Below are 19034 nucleotides of genomic sequence, written 5' to 3'. Positions count from 1 at the left end.
GGACCGGGGCCGTCAGGGGGCGCCGGCTGCTGCCAGGGAGGGGTCCCCGGCCAGTGCCGCGGTGTGCGCGTCCATGCGCCCGGCGGCGAGGATCGCGGCGGCCGTGTCGGCCCGGGAGGCTGCGACGACCAGGGCGCGGCCCGCGAGGGCGTGCGCCTTGCGGTGCAGGTCCTGCGCCGGCGAGCCGCTCAGGCCCGCGTGGCGGGCGGGCGGCGCGCCGCGCAGCCGTGCCACCTGGCGGGCGATGAGCGCGCCGGCCTCCGTGTCGCCGAGCTCGTCGGTGACGGCGAGCAGGGCGGCGAGGTGTCCGGCGAGCTGGATGTCCAGCTCCTCCTCGCGGGAGCGGTGCGGGTACGTCTGGTCGTCGTCGGCCATCCGGTGGACCGACTTGGTGCGGATCGGTTCGTACATGGGGATGGCCTCCTGTAGTGCTCTGGGGCCATCCTAGCTTAGATTCTGTCTAAAGTTGAGCGATGTCCGGCAGCGGTCCGGCGTGGCGGGTCTCAGGGCTGGCTGTAGCCGTCCAGGAACCGGCCGATCCTCGTCACCGCGTCCGCCAGGTCCGCCGCCGCGGGCAGCGTGACGATCCGGAAGTGGTCCGGCTCGTGCCAGTTGAACCCCGTCCCGTGCACGACCATGATCTTCTCGGCCCGCAGCAGGTCCAGGACCATCTGCCGGTCGTCCTTGACCTTGTAGACGTTCGGGTCGAGACGCGGGAAGAGATACAGCGCGCCCTTCGGCTTCACGCACGTCACGCCCGGGATCTGGGTCAGCAGCTCGTACGCCGTGTCCCGCTGCTCCAGGAGCCGCCCGCCCGGCAGGACGAGGTCCTCGATCGACTGCCGGCCCTGGAGGGCGGCGGCCACCGCGTGCTGCGCGGGCATGTTCGCGCACAGGCGCATGTTGGCGAGGATCGTGAGGCCCTCGATGTACGAGGTCGCGTGGTGCTTCGGGCCGCAGACCGCGAGCCAGCCGGAGCGGAAGCCCGCCACCCGGTAGTTCTTGCTCATCCCGTTGAAGGTGAGGCACAGGAGGTCCGGGGCGATCGCGGCGGTCGGCGTGTGCGTCGTACCGTCGTAGAGGATCTTGTCGTAGATCTCGTCCGAGCAGACCACCAGATTGTGGCGGCGGGCGATCTCCGTCAGGGAGCGGAGCATCTCGTCGTCGTAGACGGCGCCCGTCGGATTGTTCGGGTTGATGATCACGATCGCCTTGGTGCGGTCGGTGATCTTCCGCTCGATGTCGGCGAGGTCCGGCATCCAGTCCGCCTGCTCGTCGCAGCGGTAGTGCACGGCCGTACCGCCCGCGAGCGAGACCGAGGCCGTCCACAGCGGATAGTCCGGCGCCGGTACGAGGACCTCGTCGCCGTCGTCGAGGAGCGCCTGCATCGACATCTGGATCAGCTCCGAGACGCCGTTGCCGAGGTAGATGTCCTCGACGGAGAGCGGAATGCCCTTCGTCTCGTAGTGGCTCATCACCGCACGGCGGGCCGAGAGCAGGCCCTTCGCGTCGCCGTAGCCATGCGCCTCGGAGAGGTTCCGCAGCACGTCCTCGAGGATGGCGGGCGGACACTCGAAGCCGAAGGCGGCCGGGTTGCCCGTGTTGAGCTTGAGGATGCGATGACCCGCAGCCTCAAGCCGCATCGCCTCTTCGAGCACCGGACCCCGGATTTCGTAACAGACGTTGGCGAGCTTCGTGGACTGGATCACCTGCATGACGAGAGCTTACGGCGGGGCCGGGCGGGACGCCTCGTGTTTTGGGACACGTCGGACACCTCCGATGTGACCCCCGTCGCATCGTCGGTGTCGTGCTCCCTACAATTCGGGCCCATGAGCCAGCACGACCCCGGAGCCGCCGGATCCCGGCGCGCCCGCCGCCGCCACGCCCCCGCACGCCGGGCCCGCGGCCCGGTGTGGCTGCTCGCCGCCGGCGGGGTCGCCGTCCTCGGCGCCGCCGCCGCGCTGCTCTCGGGCGGCTCCGGCACGAAGGGCGGGACGGGTTCCCCCGAGGGCGGCTCCGGCGGGCCGCCCGCGCTGATCCAGGCGGATCCGACCGATGCCGCCGAGACCACCCGGACGCCCGAACCCTCCGGTCCGGGCGGCTCCGGCTCCGGCGTCACCGCGGCCGTGACCGTCCCGGGGCGTACCGGCCCGACCGCCACGGACAAGGGCCCGAAGGAGACGGCGACGGCTGCGCCGTCCGGGTCCGCGACAGCCGGTCCGGGAGCCTCACCCACCGCCGAGGCCCCGGTCACCACCGATCACCCGGGGAAGCCGGGCCGCGGACGGGGCGCCACCAAGCGGCCGAAGTAGCCGGAGCAGGGGCCCCCGGGCGAAGGATTCGGGGGTCTCCGGCGGGCGGGATAGGTTGGCACGTCATGTGGGTTTTCAGTGCCTCCGGATGCCGGTGGCTGGGTGCTGCCGGATCGCTCGCCGTCGCCTTGGGCGGGTGGGCCGCCGGGACGCTGCCCGTACGCGGCGGCGGGGGCCTCTGGGAGCCGCGCGGCTCCGCTCTCACCGTGGCCGGCGCCGTCCTCGCGTACCTCGGCCTGACCCTGCTCGTCGCCGCCTGGTGGCGGTACGGCGTCCTGCTCGCCCGGGGCGTACGGGACGGGGTGCTCCGGACTCTCGTCTGGTGGACCGCGCCGCTGCTCCTCGCCCCGCCGCTGTACAGCGCGGACGTCTACAGCTACATCGCCCAGGGCGGGATGGTCCTCGAAGGACACGACGTCTACGGCGGCGGGCCCTCCGTCCTCGGCCCCGGCGAGCTCGGCGCGGACGCGGCGGCGAGCGTCGGAGGGAACTGGACCGACACCCCCGCACCGTACGGCCCCGTCTTCCTGCTCCTCGCCGAAGCCGTCGTCGGACCGACCGGCGGAGCGATCGTGCCCGCCGTCCTCGGCATGCGGCTGATCGCCCTCGGCGCGCTCGCGCTGATCGTCTGGGCCGTACGGGGCCTCGCGGGCGGGGCGGCCGACCGAGACGGCGCGGTGTGGCTGGCCGCGCTCAACCCGCTGCTCCTGATCCATGTCGTCGGCGGCATGCACAACGACGGACTGATGATCGGCCTCATGCTGGGCGGGGTGCTGCTCGCCGCACGCGGGCGGTGGGTGCTCGGGTGCGTCCTCGTCGGCCTCGCGATGATGGTCAAGTCGCCGGCGGCGGTGGCCCTGCTGTTCATCGGCGTCATGATCGCCCGCCGGGACGGGGGCGGCGTGCGGGGTGTCGCGAAGGGCCTGGTCCTGCCGGGACTCGTCGCGGGCGGGGTCGCCGTGGCGGCGACGCTCGCCGCCGGGACCGGATTCGGGTGGCTGCGGACGCAGAGCGTCGCGGGGGCCATCCACACCGCCCTGTCCGTCACCAGCGACCTCGGGCTCGCGCTCGGCACGCTCCTCGCCGACGACCCCGACCCGGTCAAGGGCGTCGTGCAGAAGCTGGGGCTCCTCGTCGCCGTCGGGCTGATCCTGGCGCTCGCGTGGCGGGCCTGGAAGGGGCGGATCGACCCCGTCCTCGGGCTCGGGCTCTCCCTGGTCGCCCTGGTCGCGCTCTCGCCCATGGTGCAGCCCTGGTACCTGCTGTGGGGGACGGTCGTCGTCGCGGCCGTCGCCTGGCACAGCCGGGCGGGTCAGGTCCTCGCCGTCTTCTCGGCGGCGCTCGTGTACGAGACGGCACCCTCGGGCCACACCCCCTGGTACGGCTTCGTGCTCGCGGGCTGCGTGCTCGCGCTCGGCCTGGTGTGGCTCCGGCGGGACGCCTGGCCGCCGGCCGCGTCCGTGGCACCGGCGGACGGGCTCCGCGCGGACCTGCGGGAGGCCCGGTCCCGGTAGCCTCCGGTCGCCCGGTCGCGGTGGCCTCCGGCCGATCTGCGGGAGCCTCGGCCCGGTAGCGCCTGGCACGCCGGCGGGACGCCTGTCACGGCAGCCCCCTGCACGCCCGCCGGACGCCCCGTCCCGGTAGCCTCCGGCAGCATGACGCGCGCATGGATCCTGCCGGTGCTGTTGCTGCTCTGCGGCGGGCTCGTCGCCGGTGCCCGGGCCGCCGACGGCGGATCCGTCGCGGTGGTCGCCCCCCTGCTGCTGCTCTTCCTGCTGCTCGCGGCCGTCACCTCGCCCCTGGTCTTCCCGAGGTCGACCGGGGCGGCGGAGGCCCGGCGCCGCGCCGAGGCCGACGGCCGCCCGGTCGTCTACTGGCGGCCCGGCTGCGCCTACTGCCTGCGCCTGCGCCTCCGGCTGGGCGCCCGCGCCCGCCGGGCGCACTGGGTCGACATCTGGCGCGACCCGGAAGGCGCGGCGGAGGTACGGGCGGCCACCGGCGGCGACGAGACGGTGCCGACCGTCGTCGTGGCGGGCCGGGCCCATGTGAACCCCGATCCGGCCTGGGTGCGCGCACAGCTCACGCGCGAGGCACCGGCCGAGCCCGCCGGCTAGGCCCCCGCGATCCAGGGCCCCCGCCGAGCCCCGCGCTAGCCCCGCGTCACAGGAGTCCGGCGGATCGCGCGGCCCGCCAGGGTGTCCGTCCGGCGGCCGTCCTCGACGACGAACCTGCCGTCGATCAGGACGTGGGGGATGCCCACCGGGAGAGTGCGGGGGGACGCGTACGTAGCTCCCGCCGCGACCGTCGCCGGGTCGAAGAGGACCAGGTCCGCCACGTACCCCTCCTTGACCAGGCCCCGGTCCGGGAGGCGGAGGCGGGCCGCCGGGCGGGAGGTCAGATGGGCGACGCACTCCTCCAGGGAGAGGACGCCGAGCTCGCGCACGTACCGACCCAGGTATTCCGGGAACGTGCCGTACGCGCGCGGGTGCGGCTTGAGGCCCTGGAGGATGCCGTCCGAGCCGCCCGTGTGGACCCGGTGCCGCATGATCGCCCGGACGTTCTCCTCGTGGCCCACGTGCTGGAGGATCGTCGTGCCGAGCCGGTCGTCGAGCAGGAGCCGGCGGGCCGTGCTCCAGCCGTCGAGGCGGCGGCCCACGAACCCCGCGAGACCGGGGTCGCCCACGCCCGCGATCTCGATCGTGTCCCACTCCATCGGCACCCCGTGGCAGCCGTCCGAGCCGACGACCTCCAGGTCGTGGCGGATCCGCTCCGCCGTCCCCTCGTCGCGCAGGCGCGCCAGTACCGCCTCCGGGCCGCCCTCGCCCGCCCAGCTCGGCAGGACGGCGACCAGGGTCGTGCTGCCGGGCGTGTACGGGTACGTGTCGAGGGTGATGTCCGCGCCCCCGGCGAGCGCCTCGTCCAGGAGGGCGAGCAGCTCCGGCGCCCGGCCCTTGTTCACGCCGAAGTTCATGGTGGCGTGGGCCAGATGGAGGGCGCAGCCCGCCTCGCGGGTGAGGGCGACCATCTCCTCGTACGCCCGGAGGGCCCCGGCGCCGTACGAGCGGTGGTGCGGGCAGTAGTAGCCGCCGTACTCCGCCACGACCCGGCAGAGTGCGGTGAGTTCGGCGTCCGGCGCGTACATGCCGGGGGTGTACGTCAGGCCGGAGGACATGCCGACCGCGCCCTGCTCCAGGCCCTCGGCGACGAGCTGCCGCATCCGGTCCAGTTCGGGCCCGGTCGCCGGGCGGTCCTCCCAGCCGACCGCGTACATCCTGACCGTCCCCTGAGGGACGAGGTACGCGGCGTTGACCGCGATGCCCCGGCCGCCGTGCGCGCCGTCGAGGCGGTCCAGGTACTCGCCGACCGTCCGCCAGTCGAGGTCGACCGTCGTGTCCCCGGGCGCACCGCCGTTCCAGCCGGCGATCGTCCGCCGCACCTCGTCGAGCGTGCGGTCGTCGACCGGTGCGTACGACAGGCCGTCCTGGCCGAGGACTTCGAGCGTGACGCCCTGCGCGGCCTTCGCGCTGTGGTCGGGGTCGCGGAGCAGCGCGAGGTCGCTGTGGGCGTGCATGTCGACGAAGCCGGGGGAGAGTGCGAGGCCCTCGGCGTCCACGACGCGGCGGGCGGTCGGGCGCTGGCAGCCGGCGGCGGCGCCCTCCTTGACGATCGCGGCGATCCGGCCGCCGTCGATCGCCACGTCGGCCCGGTAGGACGGGCCGCCGCTGCCGTCGACGACCTCCGCGTCGCGGAAGACGAGGTCCATGAACCTGCTCCTAGAAGAAGGTGCGGATGTAGTCGACGACCGTGCCGTCCGCCTCGACCAGCGGGATCAGCTGCCACTTGTCGAAGGACGTGCACGGGTGGGACAGGCCCATGCCGACCCAGTCGCCGACCTCCACGTCCGCCTCGGGGGCCGTGCGCAGCCAGGCGTGCTGGTCGGAGAGGCCGGTGACGGTGACGCCCTCGGCGGCGCGGATCTCGCCGGTGCGGGCGTCGCGGACGACCTGCGCCTCGGGGAGGTGGAGGTCGTGAGCGGCGTCCCGCTTGCCCGCGTTGGTGAAGGCCTGTTCGGGCGTCGGCCGGGAGACGACCTGCGACCAGAGCCTGAACGCCGGCTGGAGCGCGCCCTCTTCGGGGACCCGGTTGAAGGGGGTCTTCTCGCGGTACTGCCCGTCGTCGTGCGAGACGTACGCGCCGGAGCGCAGCAGCTTCAGGACGGGGAGGGAGAGGCCCGGGATCTCCGCGAAGACGTCCGCGACCGCGTCGAACCACTCGCTCCCGCCCGCGCTGATCACGATCTCGCCGATGGCGGGGTCGAAGCGGCCGGCCTTGTCGAAGTCGGCCGCGAGGCCGACCAGTCGGTGCAGCCATTCCCTGACCCGCTCGCCGTCCGCCCCGGGCATCGTGCCCTCGTATCCGGCGACGCCGACGAGCCGCAGGGTGGGGACGTCCGCGACCGCGTCGGCGACGGCGGCGCACTCCGCCTCGGTCCGTACGCCCGTACGCCCGGTCGCGCCGGCGCCCAGCTCGACGACGACGTCGACCGGGCGGGCCGCGCCGGCCGCGCGCAGGGCCTCGTCCATCAGCTCGACGCCGCGCACCGAGTCGACGTAGCAGACGAAGCGGAAGTTCGGGTCGGCGTCGAGCTCGGCGGCGAGCCAGCGCAGGGCGACGGCGTCGACGAGCTCGTTGGCGAGGAAGATCCGGGAGACGCCGTGGACGCGGTAGACGCGGGCCTGGTGCGGCATGGCGGCGGTGATGCCCCAGGCGCCGTGCTCCAGCTGGCGGTCGAAGAGCCGGGGCGCCATGGAGGTCTTGCCGTGCGGGGCGAAGGCGAGGCCGTGGCGCTCGGCGTAGACCTCCAGGAGGCGGAGGTTGTGCTCGACGGACTCGGCGGAGAGCGCGAGGACCGGGGTGGTGAAGCCGCCGGTGAAGAGGGAGCGGCGCTGCGCGGCCAGCTCGCCGACGGTCAGGCCCTCGGCGTCCGGGGGCAGCCCCTTGAAGCGGTGGTCGACTCGCTCGTTCGCCAGGTCGGGCATGGGGCCTCCTCGTCGTGGGCGTTGCGTGATGTGCAACGCTCATTGCGCATACTGCTCATGGCTGTCTAACATCCGGGCCAAGGCCGGGTCAATGGACCCGTAGGAGCCACAGGGAGCCCGAGAGTGAGCGGACACGCGCCCCCGGACTTCGTCTGCCTCGGCGAGTCCATGGTCACCTTCCTTCCCTCCCGGCCCGGCCGCCTCGCCGACGTCCCCTCCTTCGCCCGGGCGATCGGCGGCGCCGAGTCCAACGTCGCCTGCGCCCTCGCCGCCGCCGGACACCGCGTGAGATGGGTCGGCCGCGTCGGCCGGGACGGCTTCGGTCACCACCTGGTCGAGACGATCGGCGCCCACGGCGTGGACGTCACGGCCGTCGGCCGCGACCCGCACCGCCCGACCGGCGTCTACTTCCGCACGGCCGACGACCGGGCCGCCGACGCCCACGAGGTCGTCTACTACCGCGCCGGCTCGGCCGCCTCCGCGATGTCGCCCGCCACCGTCCCGTACGACTCCGTCGCCGACGGCCGCGTCCTGCACCTCACCGGCATCACGGCCGCCCTCTCCGCCGACTGCCTCGCCCTCATGCGCGAGCTGACCGCCCCGCGCCCAGGGCGCCCCCTCGTCTCCTTCGACGTCAACCACCGGCCCGCCCTGTGGCGCGACGGCACCGCGCCCGAGGTGCTGCTCGAACTCGCCCGCCGCGCCGACCTGGTCTTCGTCGGCGCGGACGAGGCGGAGGAGCTGTGGGGCCTCATGGACCCGTTCGCGATCCGTGCCGCGTTGCCGGAGCCGGCGGTGCTGGTGGTGAAGCGGGGCGGGGAGGGGGCGGTCGCGTTCGAGCGCTGCGCGGCTTCCTTCCCCACCCCGCCCCTTCCCGAACCGGGGCTCCGCCCCGGACCCCGGTCCTCAAACGCCGGACGGGCTGAAGATGCAACCGCCCCGCGCAGCGGCCCCGTACCCGCGCCCGAGACCCGTACCCCCCACACCGTCACCACCGTCCCCGCCCCCCGCGTCGACGTCCTCGCCCCCGTCGGCGCCGGCGACGCCTTCGCCGCCGGATTCCTCTCCGCCACCCTCCGGGGACTCGACATGACCGCACGCCTCCGCCACGGCCACCTCATGGCCGCCGCCGCCCTCACCGTCCCCGGCGACGTCGCCGTCCCGCCCCGCCGCGCCCACGCCGACCGGCTCGCCGCCCTCGACGCCGGCGCCTGGGGCACACTTCACCTCGGCCCCGGCTGGACGGGGGACGACCAGGAGGTACGTACGCCATGAGCCAGACCGTCGACCGGGCGCTCAGCATCCTGCCGCTGCTCGCACGGGGCCCCGCCGACCTCGGGCAGGTCGCCGACGAGCTCGGCGTCCACAAGTCCACGGCCCTGCGCCTCCTGCGCACCCTCCACGAGCACGGCCTCGTCCACCGGCAGCAGGACCAGCGCTACCGCCTCGGCGCCCGCCTCTTCGCCCTCGCGCAGGAAGCCGTCGAGAACCTCGACGTCCGCGAGATCGCCCACCCCTACCTCGCCGCGCTCAACGAGCGGATCGGGCACACCGTCCACCTCGCCGTGTACGAGGAGGGCGAGGTCGTCTACATCGACAAGGTCGAGAGCCGCTATCCGGTCCGGATGTACTCCCGCATCGGCAAGCCGGTCGCCATCACCGTCGCCGCCGTCGCCAAACTGCTCCTCGCCGACCTGCCCGAGCCCGAGCGCCGCGCCGTCGCCGCGAAGCTCGACTACCCCCCGTACACGCCCCGTTCGACCCCGAACGCCGCCGCCTTCCTCAAGGAGCTGGCGACCGTACGCGAACAGGGCTGGGCCACCGACCTCGGCGGCCACGAGGAGTCCATCAACTGCGTGGGCGCCCCCATCCGCGGCGCCGACGGCCGGGTCGTCGCCGCCATGTCGGTCTCGGCGCCCAACGTGGTCGTCACGGCCGAGGAACTCCTCACCCTCCTCCCGCAGGTGCGCCGCACCGCGGAAGCCATCAGCCGTGAGTACTCCGGCACCGCACCCACCAAGGACAACGGATGACCACCGAGAAGATCGCCCTCACCCCCGCCACCCACACCGTCCCGCCCGCGAAGTTCTCGCACGGCGTGAAGAAGGGCAACATCCTCCAGGTCGCCGGCCAGGTCGGCTTCCTCCCCGCCGTCGAGGGCCAGCCCCCGGTGGTCGCGGGCCCGACCCTGCGCGAGCAGACCCTCCAGACCTTCGCCAACGTCAAGGCGATCCTGGAGGAGGGCGGCGCGAGCTGGGACGACGTCATGATGACGCGCGTCTACCTGACGGATGTGGACCACTTCGCCGAGATGAACGCGATCTACAACCAGTACTTCCAGGAGGAGGGCCTCAAGGCCCCGGCCTCCGCCCGGACGACCGTCTACGTCGGCCTCCCGGCCGGCCTCCTCATCGAGATCGACGCGCTCGCCGTCCTCGGCTGAGACGGGTCCCCGGGTGGGGCCGAGCACGACCGAGCGGGCCGCACCTTCGGGGGCGCGGCCCGCTCGTCCGTCGTCCGTGGCCGGCGCACAGGTCAGGTCGAGGCAGTCTCGGACCGGTCCGTGGTGGAGTCGTGCACTTCTGCGAATTCCGCGTCCACGAATTCCCCGTCCGCGACCTCCGCGTCCATGAATTCGCCGTCCACGAATTCGGCGTCGACGACCTCCCCGTCCACGAAGTCCGGGTCCACGAAGTCCGGGTCCATGAATTCCGTGTCCACGGAGTCCGTGTCTGCCGCTCGGCGAGTCGGGTTCGTCAGTTCCAGGCCGGCGAGGTGCTTCTTCAGCCTTTTCGCCATGGGCCGGTAGGTCGCATACGTGAGCCCGCCGGAAACGACGGCCCCGACGACAGGGATGGCCTTCGACACGCTCTTCGCGAAGGTCTGCTTCGTCATCTGAACGCCGAGGTAGCCCGCGACCTTCTTCACGATCGGATAGACGACGCCCTGGGTGAGTGCCTTCTGGGGCAGCTTCCTGGCGACCTCCTTCGACATCATCGCGGCGATCTGCCCCACAGCGGCGTTCGCCGACTGGGTGCCGAACATCACGCCGAAGAAGAGCGTGAGGACGCCCTTGGTCGCGTCGTCGACCCCGTCGCCGTCGCCGGAGAACAGATCGGGCCAGCTGTAGAGGTAGGCGAGCTTCTGCGCGATGCGCAGCATGTGGCCGAAGTACTGGGCCATGTCGGCGGGGACGGTGGCCGGCATGGCGATGAAGCCGGGGATCCCGGCAGCCGCGGAGAGAGCGCTGGCCTTGGCGGTCTCGTAGCCGATGGAGTCGTTCGCCGCTCGGTCCAGAACCTCGAGAGGGATACCCGCCGCCGCGGGGGTCTCTTCGATCGCTCTGCGGATGTCGTCCTCCGAGCAATGGCGAGCCAGCGCCTTTCGGAGATACGCCTCCCTGTTGATCCGTACACCCGGCAGGTTTGCCGCGCTCGCCAGCACCGCGGAGAAGCGTGACTCCGGGTTCTCCATCACCTTGCTCTTGGCCATGGCGAGAACCTACAGGACCCCGATGGCCGCCGATTCGGTTTCAACAGGACTGCTACGGAGGCCCATTGGGAAACGGGAAAGGGGCCGGGGCCGGCGGAACGCGCCCCGCCGGCCCCGGCTCGCTCATGGACCGTCAGGCAGTGGTGCAGTACTGGGCCTGCTTGCCGATCGAGCGGTACATGCAGTCGGCGTTCTCCAGGAGCTGGAGGACGGCGTCGCGGTTGCGGCTCGTCTCGCGCTCGATGACCTCGTCGGGCGGGTAGAAGCCGCCCCCGCCGGACGAGGCCGGGTACATCTCGAAGGTGTAGCCGAAGATCCTGTGCGTGCCCCACAGGTAGTCGTCGATCGAGCCGTCCGTGATGTAGAGGTCGCTGGACTGCTCCGGCGTGTAGCCGTTGCTCGCGGCCATCTTGCCGCCGACGGTCGCGAAGGCGTCGCGGTCGTCCTGCGTCATGCCGGTGGTGGTGTTCGCCGTCGTCCAGCCGAAGGGCCAGAGGACCAGCTCGCTGTAGGTGTGGAAGTCGATGGCCGCGGTGATCTGCTGCTTGCCGCCGACCACCCGCGAGCGGACGAAGTCGGCGACGACCTTCACCTCGGGGGCGGACTCGGGAGCCGTGCCGCGGTACGTCTCCGAGCTCTTGGAGCCGGAAGAGCCGCCGCAGCAGCCCCACTTGTAGTTCCAGTTCCGGTTCATGTCCGTACCGATGTACGAGGAGCCGGAGTTGGGCTGCCGGTTCTTGCGCCAGCTGCGGTACGAGCCGGAGGCGATGTCGTACTCGCCGCCGTCCGGGTTGAGGTCCGGGACGATCCAGATCTCGCGCCCGTTCACGGCGTTGGTGACCCGGGAGTCGGTGCCGTAGCCCGCGCCGAGCTCGCGCAGGAGGTAGAGCGCCATCTCGACCGTGAGGTGTTCGCGGGCGTGCTGGTGGTGCGTGAAGAGGACCTCGGGCTCGCTCTCGTCGGTGGCGACGTTGTCGCTGATCTTGATCGCGACGATGTCCCGGCCCTGGTACGTCTTCCCGATCACCTGCTTGCGCATGATCGACGGGTACTGCGCGAGGCGCTGGTCGATCTCCGCGTTCATCTCCGCGTAGTTGTGGTACCTCGCGTCGGCGGAGGGGAAGTCGAGCGGGCCGAGGCTCTGGTCCTCGGCGGTCTTCCGGTTCGGCGGGGCGGGCAGGGCGACCGGCTTGTGGCCGAGTGCCTTGAGCCTGGCGAGCTGCTCGGTGTTGGCGCTGACGACGACCGAGCGGGCGTCGACCTCGTCGATCGAGACGCCGGTGGCGGTCAGCGCGGTGCGGGCGGCGACGGTGGACGGTCCGGCGATCTCGTACTGCCGGATCACCTCCTCGGCGCCGGAGGCGATACGGGCGGCGGTCGGCGCCGGGTCGGCCCCGGCGGGTGAGGAGAGGGCGGAGAGGGGCGCCGCGAGGGCGAGCGCCACGAGGGCCGCGAGGGTGGCGGACCTTCTGCCGCGGGTGGGACGTCGCATGCTGTCTCCTGGGTGGGGAGTGTGGGGGAGTGCGACAAACTCGTGCGGGTGTCCGGCCACATGGTGAAGGCATGTCATGGACCGGTCAAGATGACGAGTTCGGCCATACTGTCCCGCGTGGGGACCCTCATCGGCAGATACGTCATCGAACACAAGCTAGGTGAAGGCGGCATGGGAACCGTCTACCTGGCCCGATCGCGCGGCGGGCGCGCCGTCGCCGTCAAAGTCGCACGGCCGGAACTCGCCTCCGACCCGTCCTTCCGCGCGCGGTTCCGCGCCGAGGTCGCGGCCGCCCGTCAGGTCGGCGGCTTCCACACCGCACAGGTCGTCGACGCCGACCCCGACGCGGAGGCGCCCTGGCTCGCCACCGCCTACATCCCCGGCCCCACCCTCTCGGGCCTCCTCGTCGCCCAGGGCCCGATGGGGGAGGCGGCGCTGCGCTCGCTCGGGGCCGCGCTCGCCGAGGCCCTGGAGGCCATCCACGCCTGCGGGCTCGTCCACCGGGACCTCAAGCCCGGCAACATCGTCATGGCCCCCGACGGGCCCCGCGTGCTCGACTTCGGGATCGCCCGCGCCCTGGAGTCGACCCGCCTCACCGCCACCGGCTCCGCCTTCGGCACCCCGGGCTACCTCGCGCCCGAACAGGCGCTCGGCGAGGAGGTGACGGGCGCCGCGGACGTCTTCGCGCTCGGCGCCGTGCTCGTCGCCGCGGCGGGCGGGCGGCCCTTCGGGGAGGGCACGCCGATGGGGCTCATGTACCGGTCGGTGCACGAGGCGCCGGACCTCGCGACCGTGCCCGAGGGGCTGCGGGAGCTGGTGGGGCGCTGCCTCGCGAAGAACCCGGCCGAGCGGCCTACGCCGGACGAGATCCTGGATGTGCTGGGTGCGGGGGCTGGGGTTTCGGCTTCGGCTTCGCCTTCGCCTTCGGTGGCCAGGGCCGAGTCCGGCGTAGTGACCGTCGACGCGCTGCCGACGCCCGCTGACGCGGTTCCGCCATCCGCCCCTGCGCTGCCGACGCCCGCTCACGCGCTGCCGACGCAGACGGCCGACGTCCAGGACGCCGTCCCCGCCCCCGCGCAGCTCCCCGCCCCCGTACCGCACCCCGCCACCCTCGTCGTACCGCCGCAGCCCTCCGCTCCGCCGCTGCCCGCGCCGGACTTCGTCGCCGCCGACCGGAACTCGGGGATCGCCGTCGACGCGAGCGGCGTGTCCCTGCACCTCTTCGACGAGGAGGCCGACTTCGTCTGGGCGGAGATCGGGGCCGTGCGGTACGAACGGGTCCGGCGCGGCCGCGTGCTGCGGGTGGCCGTCACCCTCTACGACGGCACGGTCTTCGACTGCGAGGTCGACGGCCGCCGTGCCGCCCGGGTCGACGAGTGGATCCTCCGGCTCGACCCGGTGCTCGCCCGGTACCTGCCCGCGTGAGGCGACGGCGCCGCGCCGCCGGGGGAGCGGCGGCGCGGCGCGGTCGACTCGCCTGCCGTTACGGCAGGTTGTGCACGTGCGGACCCACCGCGTTCGACCAGGCGTTGCCGGCCGTCGCGTCCCAGTTGGTCGACCAGGTCATCGCGCCGCGCAGCGTCGGCCAGGCCTGGGCCGGCTTGTAGGTGCCGCAGCCGGTGAGCTTGGTCAGGCAGTCGAGCGCGTTCTTCACGATCTGCGGGTCGACGTAGCCGCTGCCCGCGCCCCGCGTGGAGGCGGGGACGCCCAGGCCGACCTGGGACGGGGCGAGGCCGCCCTGGATCTGGATGCAGGCGAGCGCGGTGAGGAAGTCCACCGAGCCCTGGCTGTACACCTTGCCGTCGCAGCCCAGCATCGAACCGCTGTTGTAGTACTGCATGTTGACGACCGTGAGGATGTCCTTCACGGCGAGCGCCGTCTTGAAGTACTCGGTGCCGGTGCTCTGCATGTCGATGGTCTGCGGGGCCATCGTCAGGACCATGGTGGAGCCCGCCTTGGCGGAGAGCTGGCGCAGCGCCTTGGTCAGGTAGGTGGAGTTGATGCCGTGCTCGAGGTCGATGTCGACGCCGTTGAAGCCGTACTCCTGCATCAGGGCGTAGGCGCTGTTCGCGAAGGCGGTGGCTGAGGCGTCGCTGTTGATCGTGACGTTCCCCTTCTCGCCGCCGACCGAGATGATGACGGACTTGCCGGCCGCCTTCTTGGCCGCGATGTCGGCCTTGAAGTCGGCGGTGGAGGCGTAGCCGACGGCCGGGTCGAGGTTGAAGACGATCTGGCCGGGCGTGGTGGTGGAGTCGGCGAACGAGACGGCGATGATGTCGTACTGCGACTGCACGTCCCGCAGCTTCTGGACGGTCGCGCCGTTGTTGAAGTTCTGCCAGTAGCCGGTCAGCGCGTGCTTGGGCACGGCCGGGCCGGGGCCCGGGTCGGTGACCTTGGCGGTCCGCGCGGATACGGCGGACGACTTGGCGGACTCGCCCGCGGAGTTCGTCGCGGCGACCTGGAACTGGTAGGCGGTGTCGGCGGTGAGACCGGACACGGTCGTCGAAGTGCCCGTGACCGCCTGGGGGTTGACGCCGTCGCGGTAGACCTTGTAGCCGGTGGCGCCGGAGACGGCGGCCCAGCTCAGGTCGACGGAGGAGGAGGTGACGGTGCCCGCGGCGAGGCCGGCCGGGGTGGCCGGGACGACCGGGTCGGGGTCCTGGCCGCCGCCCCCGTCGGGGCCGTACACGGAGACGTCGTCGACGGAGTACGGGGTGGTGCCGTACCAGCCGTGGGTGTAGACCTCGACCGAGGTGGTGCTCGCGCCGGTGGTGAAGGTGGTGGTGAGCTGCTTCCACGAGGCGCTGTCGGGCGTCCAGGTGGAGACGCTGCCCGAGCCGGTCCCGGTGCCGCTCGCGCCGAGGTAGGCGTAACCGCCCTGGACCCAGGCGCTCAGCGTGTACGTGGAGTTGGGCTTGACGGTCACGGTCTGCACGCACTTGGCGTTGTCGAGACCGGCCGGGGTGGCCCTCAGGGCGCCGGCCCCGGTGCGTACCGGCGAGGAGACGGCGGCGCCGCTCCCGGCGGAACAGGACCAGTTGGCCAGGCCGTTCTCGAACCCGGCGTTCTTGGCGACGTTGACGTCGGCCGCCTGCGCGGTGCCGGCTCCGCCGACGAGGACGAGCCCGGATCCGACGGCGATCGCGAGGGCTCCGCCGAGCCATCGACGTCCGTGAGGGCGGGTGGTGGTGCGGTCCACGTGCATCCTCCGGTGGGGGAGTTGGGGATGTGGAGGTGCCGTACGTCGTCGTACGGAGGGGCGCGTACGGGGGTACGAGCCTGGTGCGGGGGTGCGGACGGTGGCCACCGTTGTCGGAACAAGCTGGTCCAGACCAATCGTGTTGTCAAGACCTCTGGCAACAAGGGGAGGTCGGAGGGGGTGAAGTCGGCACCCCGACTGGCGGCGAAGGCGCTTCGGGCCCCCGCCGCCGGGCCCGAAGAAAGTGAGGGGAGCTTGGCGGATTGTGTGTTCACCACCCCGGGTGGCGTGGATAAAGTGCAGAGGCGGCGGCACCCTGCGGTGACGCCGCGAACGCGGTAGGTGATCTGCGGCCCCCGGGACCCCGGAGGTCGGAGGGGACGGGGGTCTGACGTGCCGACAGCGATCGCGGTCACCAGCACCGACCTGGTGCTGCCGCCGACCGACCCGCAGACGCCGAACGCCGCCGTGCTCCCGGCCCCCGAGACGCGGTCCCTCGACGCCTCCCTCGCCGACATGCAGCAACTCCTCGCGCGGTACGGCAGCGTGGTCGTCGTCTGCCCCACCTCCGCCCCCGCCGCCGTCGAGCGGCGCCTGCACGCCGTCCGGGGCCTCCTCGAAAGCGACCGGATCGCGCTGGTCAGAACCGACCTGCCGCCACTCGGAGCAGCCGTGCTCGTCCGGCAGTTACGGCAACTGGCGGCCTGCGACTTCAGCCCCGGCGTGCTCGCCTCCGCCGCCAGGCTGCTCGCCCACTACATCTACGCCGGGGCCGTACTCGGCTCGGTGTCCCGCCTCGACCGCGTACCCGTCAGCCTCTCCTCCCACCTCAAGGGCTGGCTGCCCGGAGCCCACTTCGCGGTCCTCGCCGGACCCACGCCGCAGATCGTCCGGCTCGGCGGAGCGGGCGACCAGCGCCTCGCGGGACCGGAGTTCGCCACGCAGCTCCTCGTCGCGCGCGGACAGCTCCAGACCGACTGGCCCACCACCGCCCTCGTACCCGCGTGGCAGATCCAGGGCCCCGTCCAGGAGGCCGCGCTGCCCGAGGCCTCACCCGGCTGGTGGGGCACCGGCAAGCTCGTGGAGTTCGCCGCGTACCTCCCCGACCTGCCCGTTCTCTACCAACTCGTCTCCTCCGTACGGCGCGAGACCTGCCACTGGTGCGGGATGGAGCTCATCGGCGACCGCTGCGGCTTCTGCGCGGCCCCGCTGACGGCCCTCGCGGGCCCGGCGGCGCTCGGGGGCGGGACGGCGCCGGCCCACGGGGCGACCCAGGCGCTCGCAGCGGTTCCGGCCCGTGGCATGGCCCCCGCCCTCGACGCGGTTCCGGCCCGAGGCGCCACGAGGGCCCTCGGGGCCGCACCGGCGCACGCCGCCCGCCCCCTCCCCGCACCCGGCTCCGCACCCGCGATCGACCCGCGCACCGTCCCGTGAGCCCCGCCGTGTGCCCCCGCCCCGCGCAGCACCCCCGCCCCGCGCACGACCACCGTCCGCCCAGACCCACGGATCCGATCGAGGAAGTACGGCCATGAACTCCCGCCAGCGCCGCGGCGTGATCCTCCTGCTGCTCTCCGTCCTGTGCGCCCTCGGCGCCTTCGCCGGCGTCCTCACGGTCATCAGCGACGTGAACGCGAAGGTCGGACCCGAGGTCACCGCGTACCGGCTCACGAAGAACGTGGCCCCCTACAAACCCCTGAGCGCCGACCAGTTCGAGAAGATCTCCATGCCCAAGCGCTGGCTCTCCGCCACCGCCGTCACCGATCTCCGCCAGATCGAGGGCAGGATCGCCGTCACCGAGCTCAAGGCGGGATCCCTCCTCCAGACCGACATGATCGTCGAGCAGCCCGAGCTCCAGCCGGGTCAGCAGGAGATCGCGATCATGATCGACGCCGCGACGGGCGTCGCGGGCAAGATCACCGCCGGGGCCACCGTCAACATCTACGCCACCTTCGAGGGTGAGAAGAAGGACGACCCCTCCCAGTCGCGGATGATCGTCGCCGGCGCCCGCGTCCTCTCCGTCGGCAAGCTCACCCCGATCTCCGAGAACAACGACCGCTCGGGCCGCGCCGCCAACGCCGTCCCGATCAGCTTCGCGCTCTCCACCCTCGACACCCAGCGCGTCGCGTACGCCGAGTCCTTCGCCGAGCACGTACGCCTCGCCCTCGTCGCCCCCACCACCGGCGGCGCCCCGGCCGACCAGCGCGACCGCACCTACACGCTCGACAAGGACAAGTGAGGCCGGTATGACCACCAGGATCCTGCCGGCCGTCGGGGACCCCGACGCGGCCCGGTCCGTCGTCACCCTGCTCAGCCAGCTCCCCGACGCCGAACCCGCCGCGCCCGTCACCGACTCCACCCAGCTCGTCGACACCCTCGCCCGGCTCGCCGCCGAGTCCCTCGACGAACTCCCCGAGGTCGTCCTCGTCCACGAGCGGATCGGACCCGTCCCCGCACTCGACGTCGTCCGCGAGGTCGCCCTCCGCTTCCCGGCCGTCGGCGTCGTCCTCATCACCGCCGACGCCAGCCCCGTCCTCTTCTCGGCCGCCATGGACTCCGGCGCCCGGGGCCTGGTCACCCTCCCCCTCGGATACGAGGAGCTCGCCAGCCGCGTGCAGGCCGCCGCCCAGTGGTCCGCGGGCGTCCGCCGCCACCTCGGCGCCGGGGCCGAGATCGCCACCGGACCCGGCGGCACCGTCGTCACCGTCAGCGGCGCCAAGGGCGGCGTCGGCACCACCGTCACCGCCGTCCACCTCGCCCTCGCCGCCCGCGCCTCGGGCCGGACCGTCGCCCTCCTCGACCTCGACCTCCAGGGCGGCGACATCGCCTCCTACCTCGACGTCCAGTTCCGGCGGTCGGCCGCCGACCTCGCGGCCATCACCGACATCTCGCCCCGCGTCCTCCAGGACGCCGTCTTCGTCCACGAGACCGGCCTCGCACTGCTCCTCGCCCCGGCGGAGGGCGAACGCGGCGAGGAGGTCACCGACCGGGCCGCCCGCCAGATCGTCAGCGCCCTGCGCGCCCGGCACGAGGTCGTCGTCGTCGACTGCGGCTCCCAGCTCACCGGCGCCAACGCCGCCGCCATCGAGATGTCCGACACCGCCCTCCTCGTCACCACGCCGGACGTGGTCGCGGTGCGGGCCGCCAAGCGGACCGTACGGATGTGGGAACGCCTCCAGGTACGCAAGGCGGAGGAGACCGTCACCCTCGTCAACCGCCACCACCGCTCCACCGAGATCCAGCCGCCCCTCGTCCAGAAGATCACCGGCACCCGTACGGCCGGAGTCTCCGTCCCCGCCAACTTCAAGGAACTCCAGGCCGTCGTCGACGCGGGCCGGCTCCACGACCTCGACGCCAAGTCGACGGTCAAGCAGGCGCTGTGGGCGTTGGCCGGCGAACTGGGCCTGGTCGGCGCCCCGGCACCGACCGCCCCCGGCAAGCAGCTCGCCCGCGCCGGCGACCGGGGCTCGCTGGGCCTGCGCCGCCGCACCGGAGGCCGCTGA

17 protein-coding genes are annotated in these 19034 nt (G+C 72.9%); 10 read left to right on the top strand and 7 right to left on the bottom strand.

The window, feature by feature from the left end; all coding sequences use genetic code 11:
* Nucleotides 1-12 precede the first annotated feature (12 nt).
* The gene (locus tag SGA01_RS34735; protein ID WP_141301791.1) at nt 13-411 is read right to left on the bottom strand and encodes an SCO4983 family protein; all 399 of its coding nucleotides are present in this window, start codon (nt 409-411) and stop codon (nt 13-15) included.
* A 92-nt stretch (nt 412-503) separates the two neighbouring features.
* A complete protein-coding gene (locus SGA01_RS34730) occupies nt 504-1715 on the bottom strand; it encodes a pyridoxal phosphate-dependent aminotransferase (protein ID WP_141301789.1) in 1212 nt (403 codons plus the stop codon).
* Between the two features lie 114 nt (nt 1716-1829).
* Here SGA01_RS34730 and SGA01_RS34725 point away from each other — a divergent pair, with 114 nt between their 5' ends.
* The 3 genes from SGA01_RS34725 (at nt 1830) to SGA01_RS34715 (ending at nt 4426) form a co-directional block, all read left to right on the top strand.
* Entirely contained in the window at nt 1830-2312 is a 483-nt protein-coding gene (locus tag SGA01_RS34725; protein ID WP_141301787.1) for a hypothetical protein, read from the top strand.
* A 65-nt stretch (nt 2313-2377) separates the two neighbouring features.
* Entirely contained in the window at nt 2378-3826 is a 1449-nt protein-coding gene (gene mptB / locus SGA01_RS34720; protein ID WP_141301785.1) for a polyprenol phosphomannose-dependent alpha 1,6 mannosyltransferase MptB, read from the top strand.
* A 141-nt stretch (nt 3827-3967) separates the two neighbouring features.
* Complete coding sequence (locus SGA01_RS34715) at nt 3968-4426, top strand: glutaredoxin domain-containing protein (RefSeq protein ID WP_141301783.1); 459 nt, start codon at nt 3968-3970, stop codon at nt 4424-4426.
* 35 nt (nt 4427-4461) lie between these two features.
* Here SGA01_RS34715 and SGA01_RS34710 read toward each other — a convergent pair whose 3' ends face one another.
* On the bottom strand, nt 4462-6075 hold the full coding sequence (locus SGA01_RS34710; protein ID WP_141301781.1) for an N-acyl-D-amino-acid deacylase family protein: 1614 nt from the start codon (nt 6073-6075) through the stop codon (nt 4462-4464).
* Nucleotides 6076-6085: 10 nt separating this feature from the next.
* Nucleotides 6086-7351 (bottom strand): alanine racemase, encoded by a 1266-nt coding sequence (locus SGA01_RS34705; protein WP_141301779.1) that lies wholly within the window; start codon nt 7349-7351, stop codon nt 6086-6088.
* Between the two features lie 123 nt (nt 7352-7474).
* On the opposite strand from SGA01_RS34705, the gene SGA01_RS34700 reads away from it, so the two are divergent.
* From SGA01_RS34700 to SGA01_RS34690, 3 genes are read left to right on the top strand one after another with little or no spacing between them, the layout of a single operon-like run.
* Entirely contained in the window at nt 7475-8626 is a 1152-nt protein-coding gene (locus SGA01_RS34700) for a sugar kinase (RefSeq protein WP_141301777.1), read from the top strand.
* On the top strand, nt 8623-9384 hold the full coding sequence (locus SGA01_RS34695) for an IclR family transcriptional regulator (protein WP_055641575.1): 762 nt from the start codon (nt 8623-8625) through the stop codon (nt 9382-9384). Before SGA01_RS34700 ends, SGA01_RS34695 begins: the two co-directional genes overlap by 4 nt.
* The gene (locus SGA01_RS34690; RefSeq protein WP_141301775.1) at nt 9381-9794 is read left to right on the top strand and encodes a RidA family protein; all 414 of its coding nucleotides are present in this window, start codon (nt 9381-9383) and stop codon (nt 9792-9794) included. The genes SGA01_RS34695 and SGA01_RS34690 overlap by 4 nt, the downstream gene beginning before the upstream one ends.
* A 92-nt stretch (nt 9795-9886) precedes the next feature.
* Here SGA01_RS34690 and SGA01_RS34685 read toward each other — a convergent pair whose 3' ends face one another.
* Together SGA01_RS34685 and SGA01_RS34680 are read right to left on the bottom strand one after the other, a co-directional pair.
* Entirely contained in the window at nt 9887-10843 is a 957-nt protein-coding gene (locus SGA01_RS34685; protein WP_141301774.1) for a hypothetical protein, read from the bottom strand.
* Nucleotides 10844-10976: 133 nt separating this feature from the next.
* The gene (locus SGA01_RS34680) at nt 10977-12335 is read right to left on the bottom strand and encodes a M14 family metallopeptidase (RefSeq protein ID WP_055641573.1); all 1359 of its coding nucleotides are present in this window, start codon (nt 12333-12335) and stop codon (nt 10977-10979) included.
* Between the two features lie 90 nt (nt 12336-12425).
* Between SGA01_RS34680 and SGA01_RS34675 the strand changes: the two genes are divergently transcribed.
* The gene (locus tag SGA01_RS34675) at nt 12426-13760 is read left to right on the top strand and encodes a serine/threonine-protein kinase (protein ID WP_141301772.1); all 1335 of its coding nucleotides are present in this window, start codon (nt 12426-12428) and stop codon (nt 13758-13760) included.
* Nucleotides 13761-13818: 58 nt separating this feature from the next.
* On the opposite strand, the gene SGA01_RS34670 is transcribed toward SGA01_RS34675, so the two are convergent.
* The gene (locus SGA01_RS34670) at nt 13819-15540 is read right to left on the bottom strand and encodes a chitinase (protein WP_174867619.1); all 1722 of its coding nucleotides are present in this window, start codon (nt 15538-15540) and stop codon (nt 13819-13821) included.
* 387 nt (nt 15541-15927) lie between these two features.
* Between SGA01_RS34670 and SGA01_RS34665 the strand changes: the two genes are divergently transcribed.
* The 3 genes from SGA01_RS34665 (at nt 15928) to SGA01_RS34655 (ending at nt 19034) form a co-directional block, all read left to right on the top strand.
* Nucleotides 15928-16968 (top strand): hypothetical protein, encoded by a 1041-nt coding sequence (locus SGA01_RS34665; protein ID WP_229917633.1) that lies wholly within the window; start codon nt 15928-15930, stop codon nt 16966-16968.
* Between the two features lie 94 nt (nt 16969-17062).
* The gene (gene cpaB / locus SGA01_RS34660; protein ID WP_141301768.1) at nt 17063-17770 is read left to right on the top strand and encodes a Flp pilus assembly protein CpaB; all 708 of its coding nucleotides are present in this window, start codon (nt 17063-17065) and stop codon (nt 17768-17770) included.
* 7 nt (nt 17771-17777) lie between these two features.
* Nucleotides 17778-19034, top strand: a complete 1257-nt coding sequence (locus tag SGA01_RS34655) for a CpaE/TadZ family protein (RefSeq protein WP_055641570.1) — start codon at nt 17778-17780, stop codon at nt 19032-19034.

The organism is Streptomyces gardneri (genome assembly GCF_006539185.1).
GTDB classification, from domain to species: Bacteria; Actinomycetota; Actinomycetes; order Streptomycetales; family Streptomycetaceae; genus Streptomyces; species Streptomyces gardneri.
The sequence above is the reverse complement of the archived record's forward strand: the minus strand, read 5'-3'. Positions and strand labels throughout refer to the sequence as shown.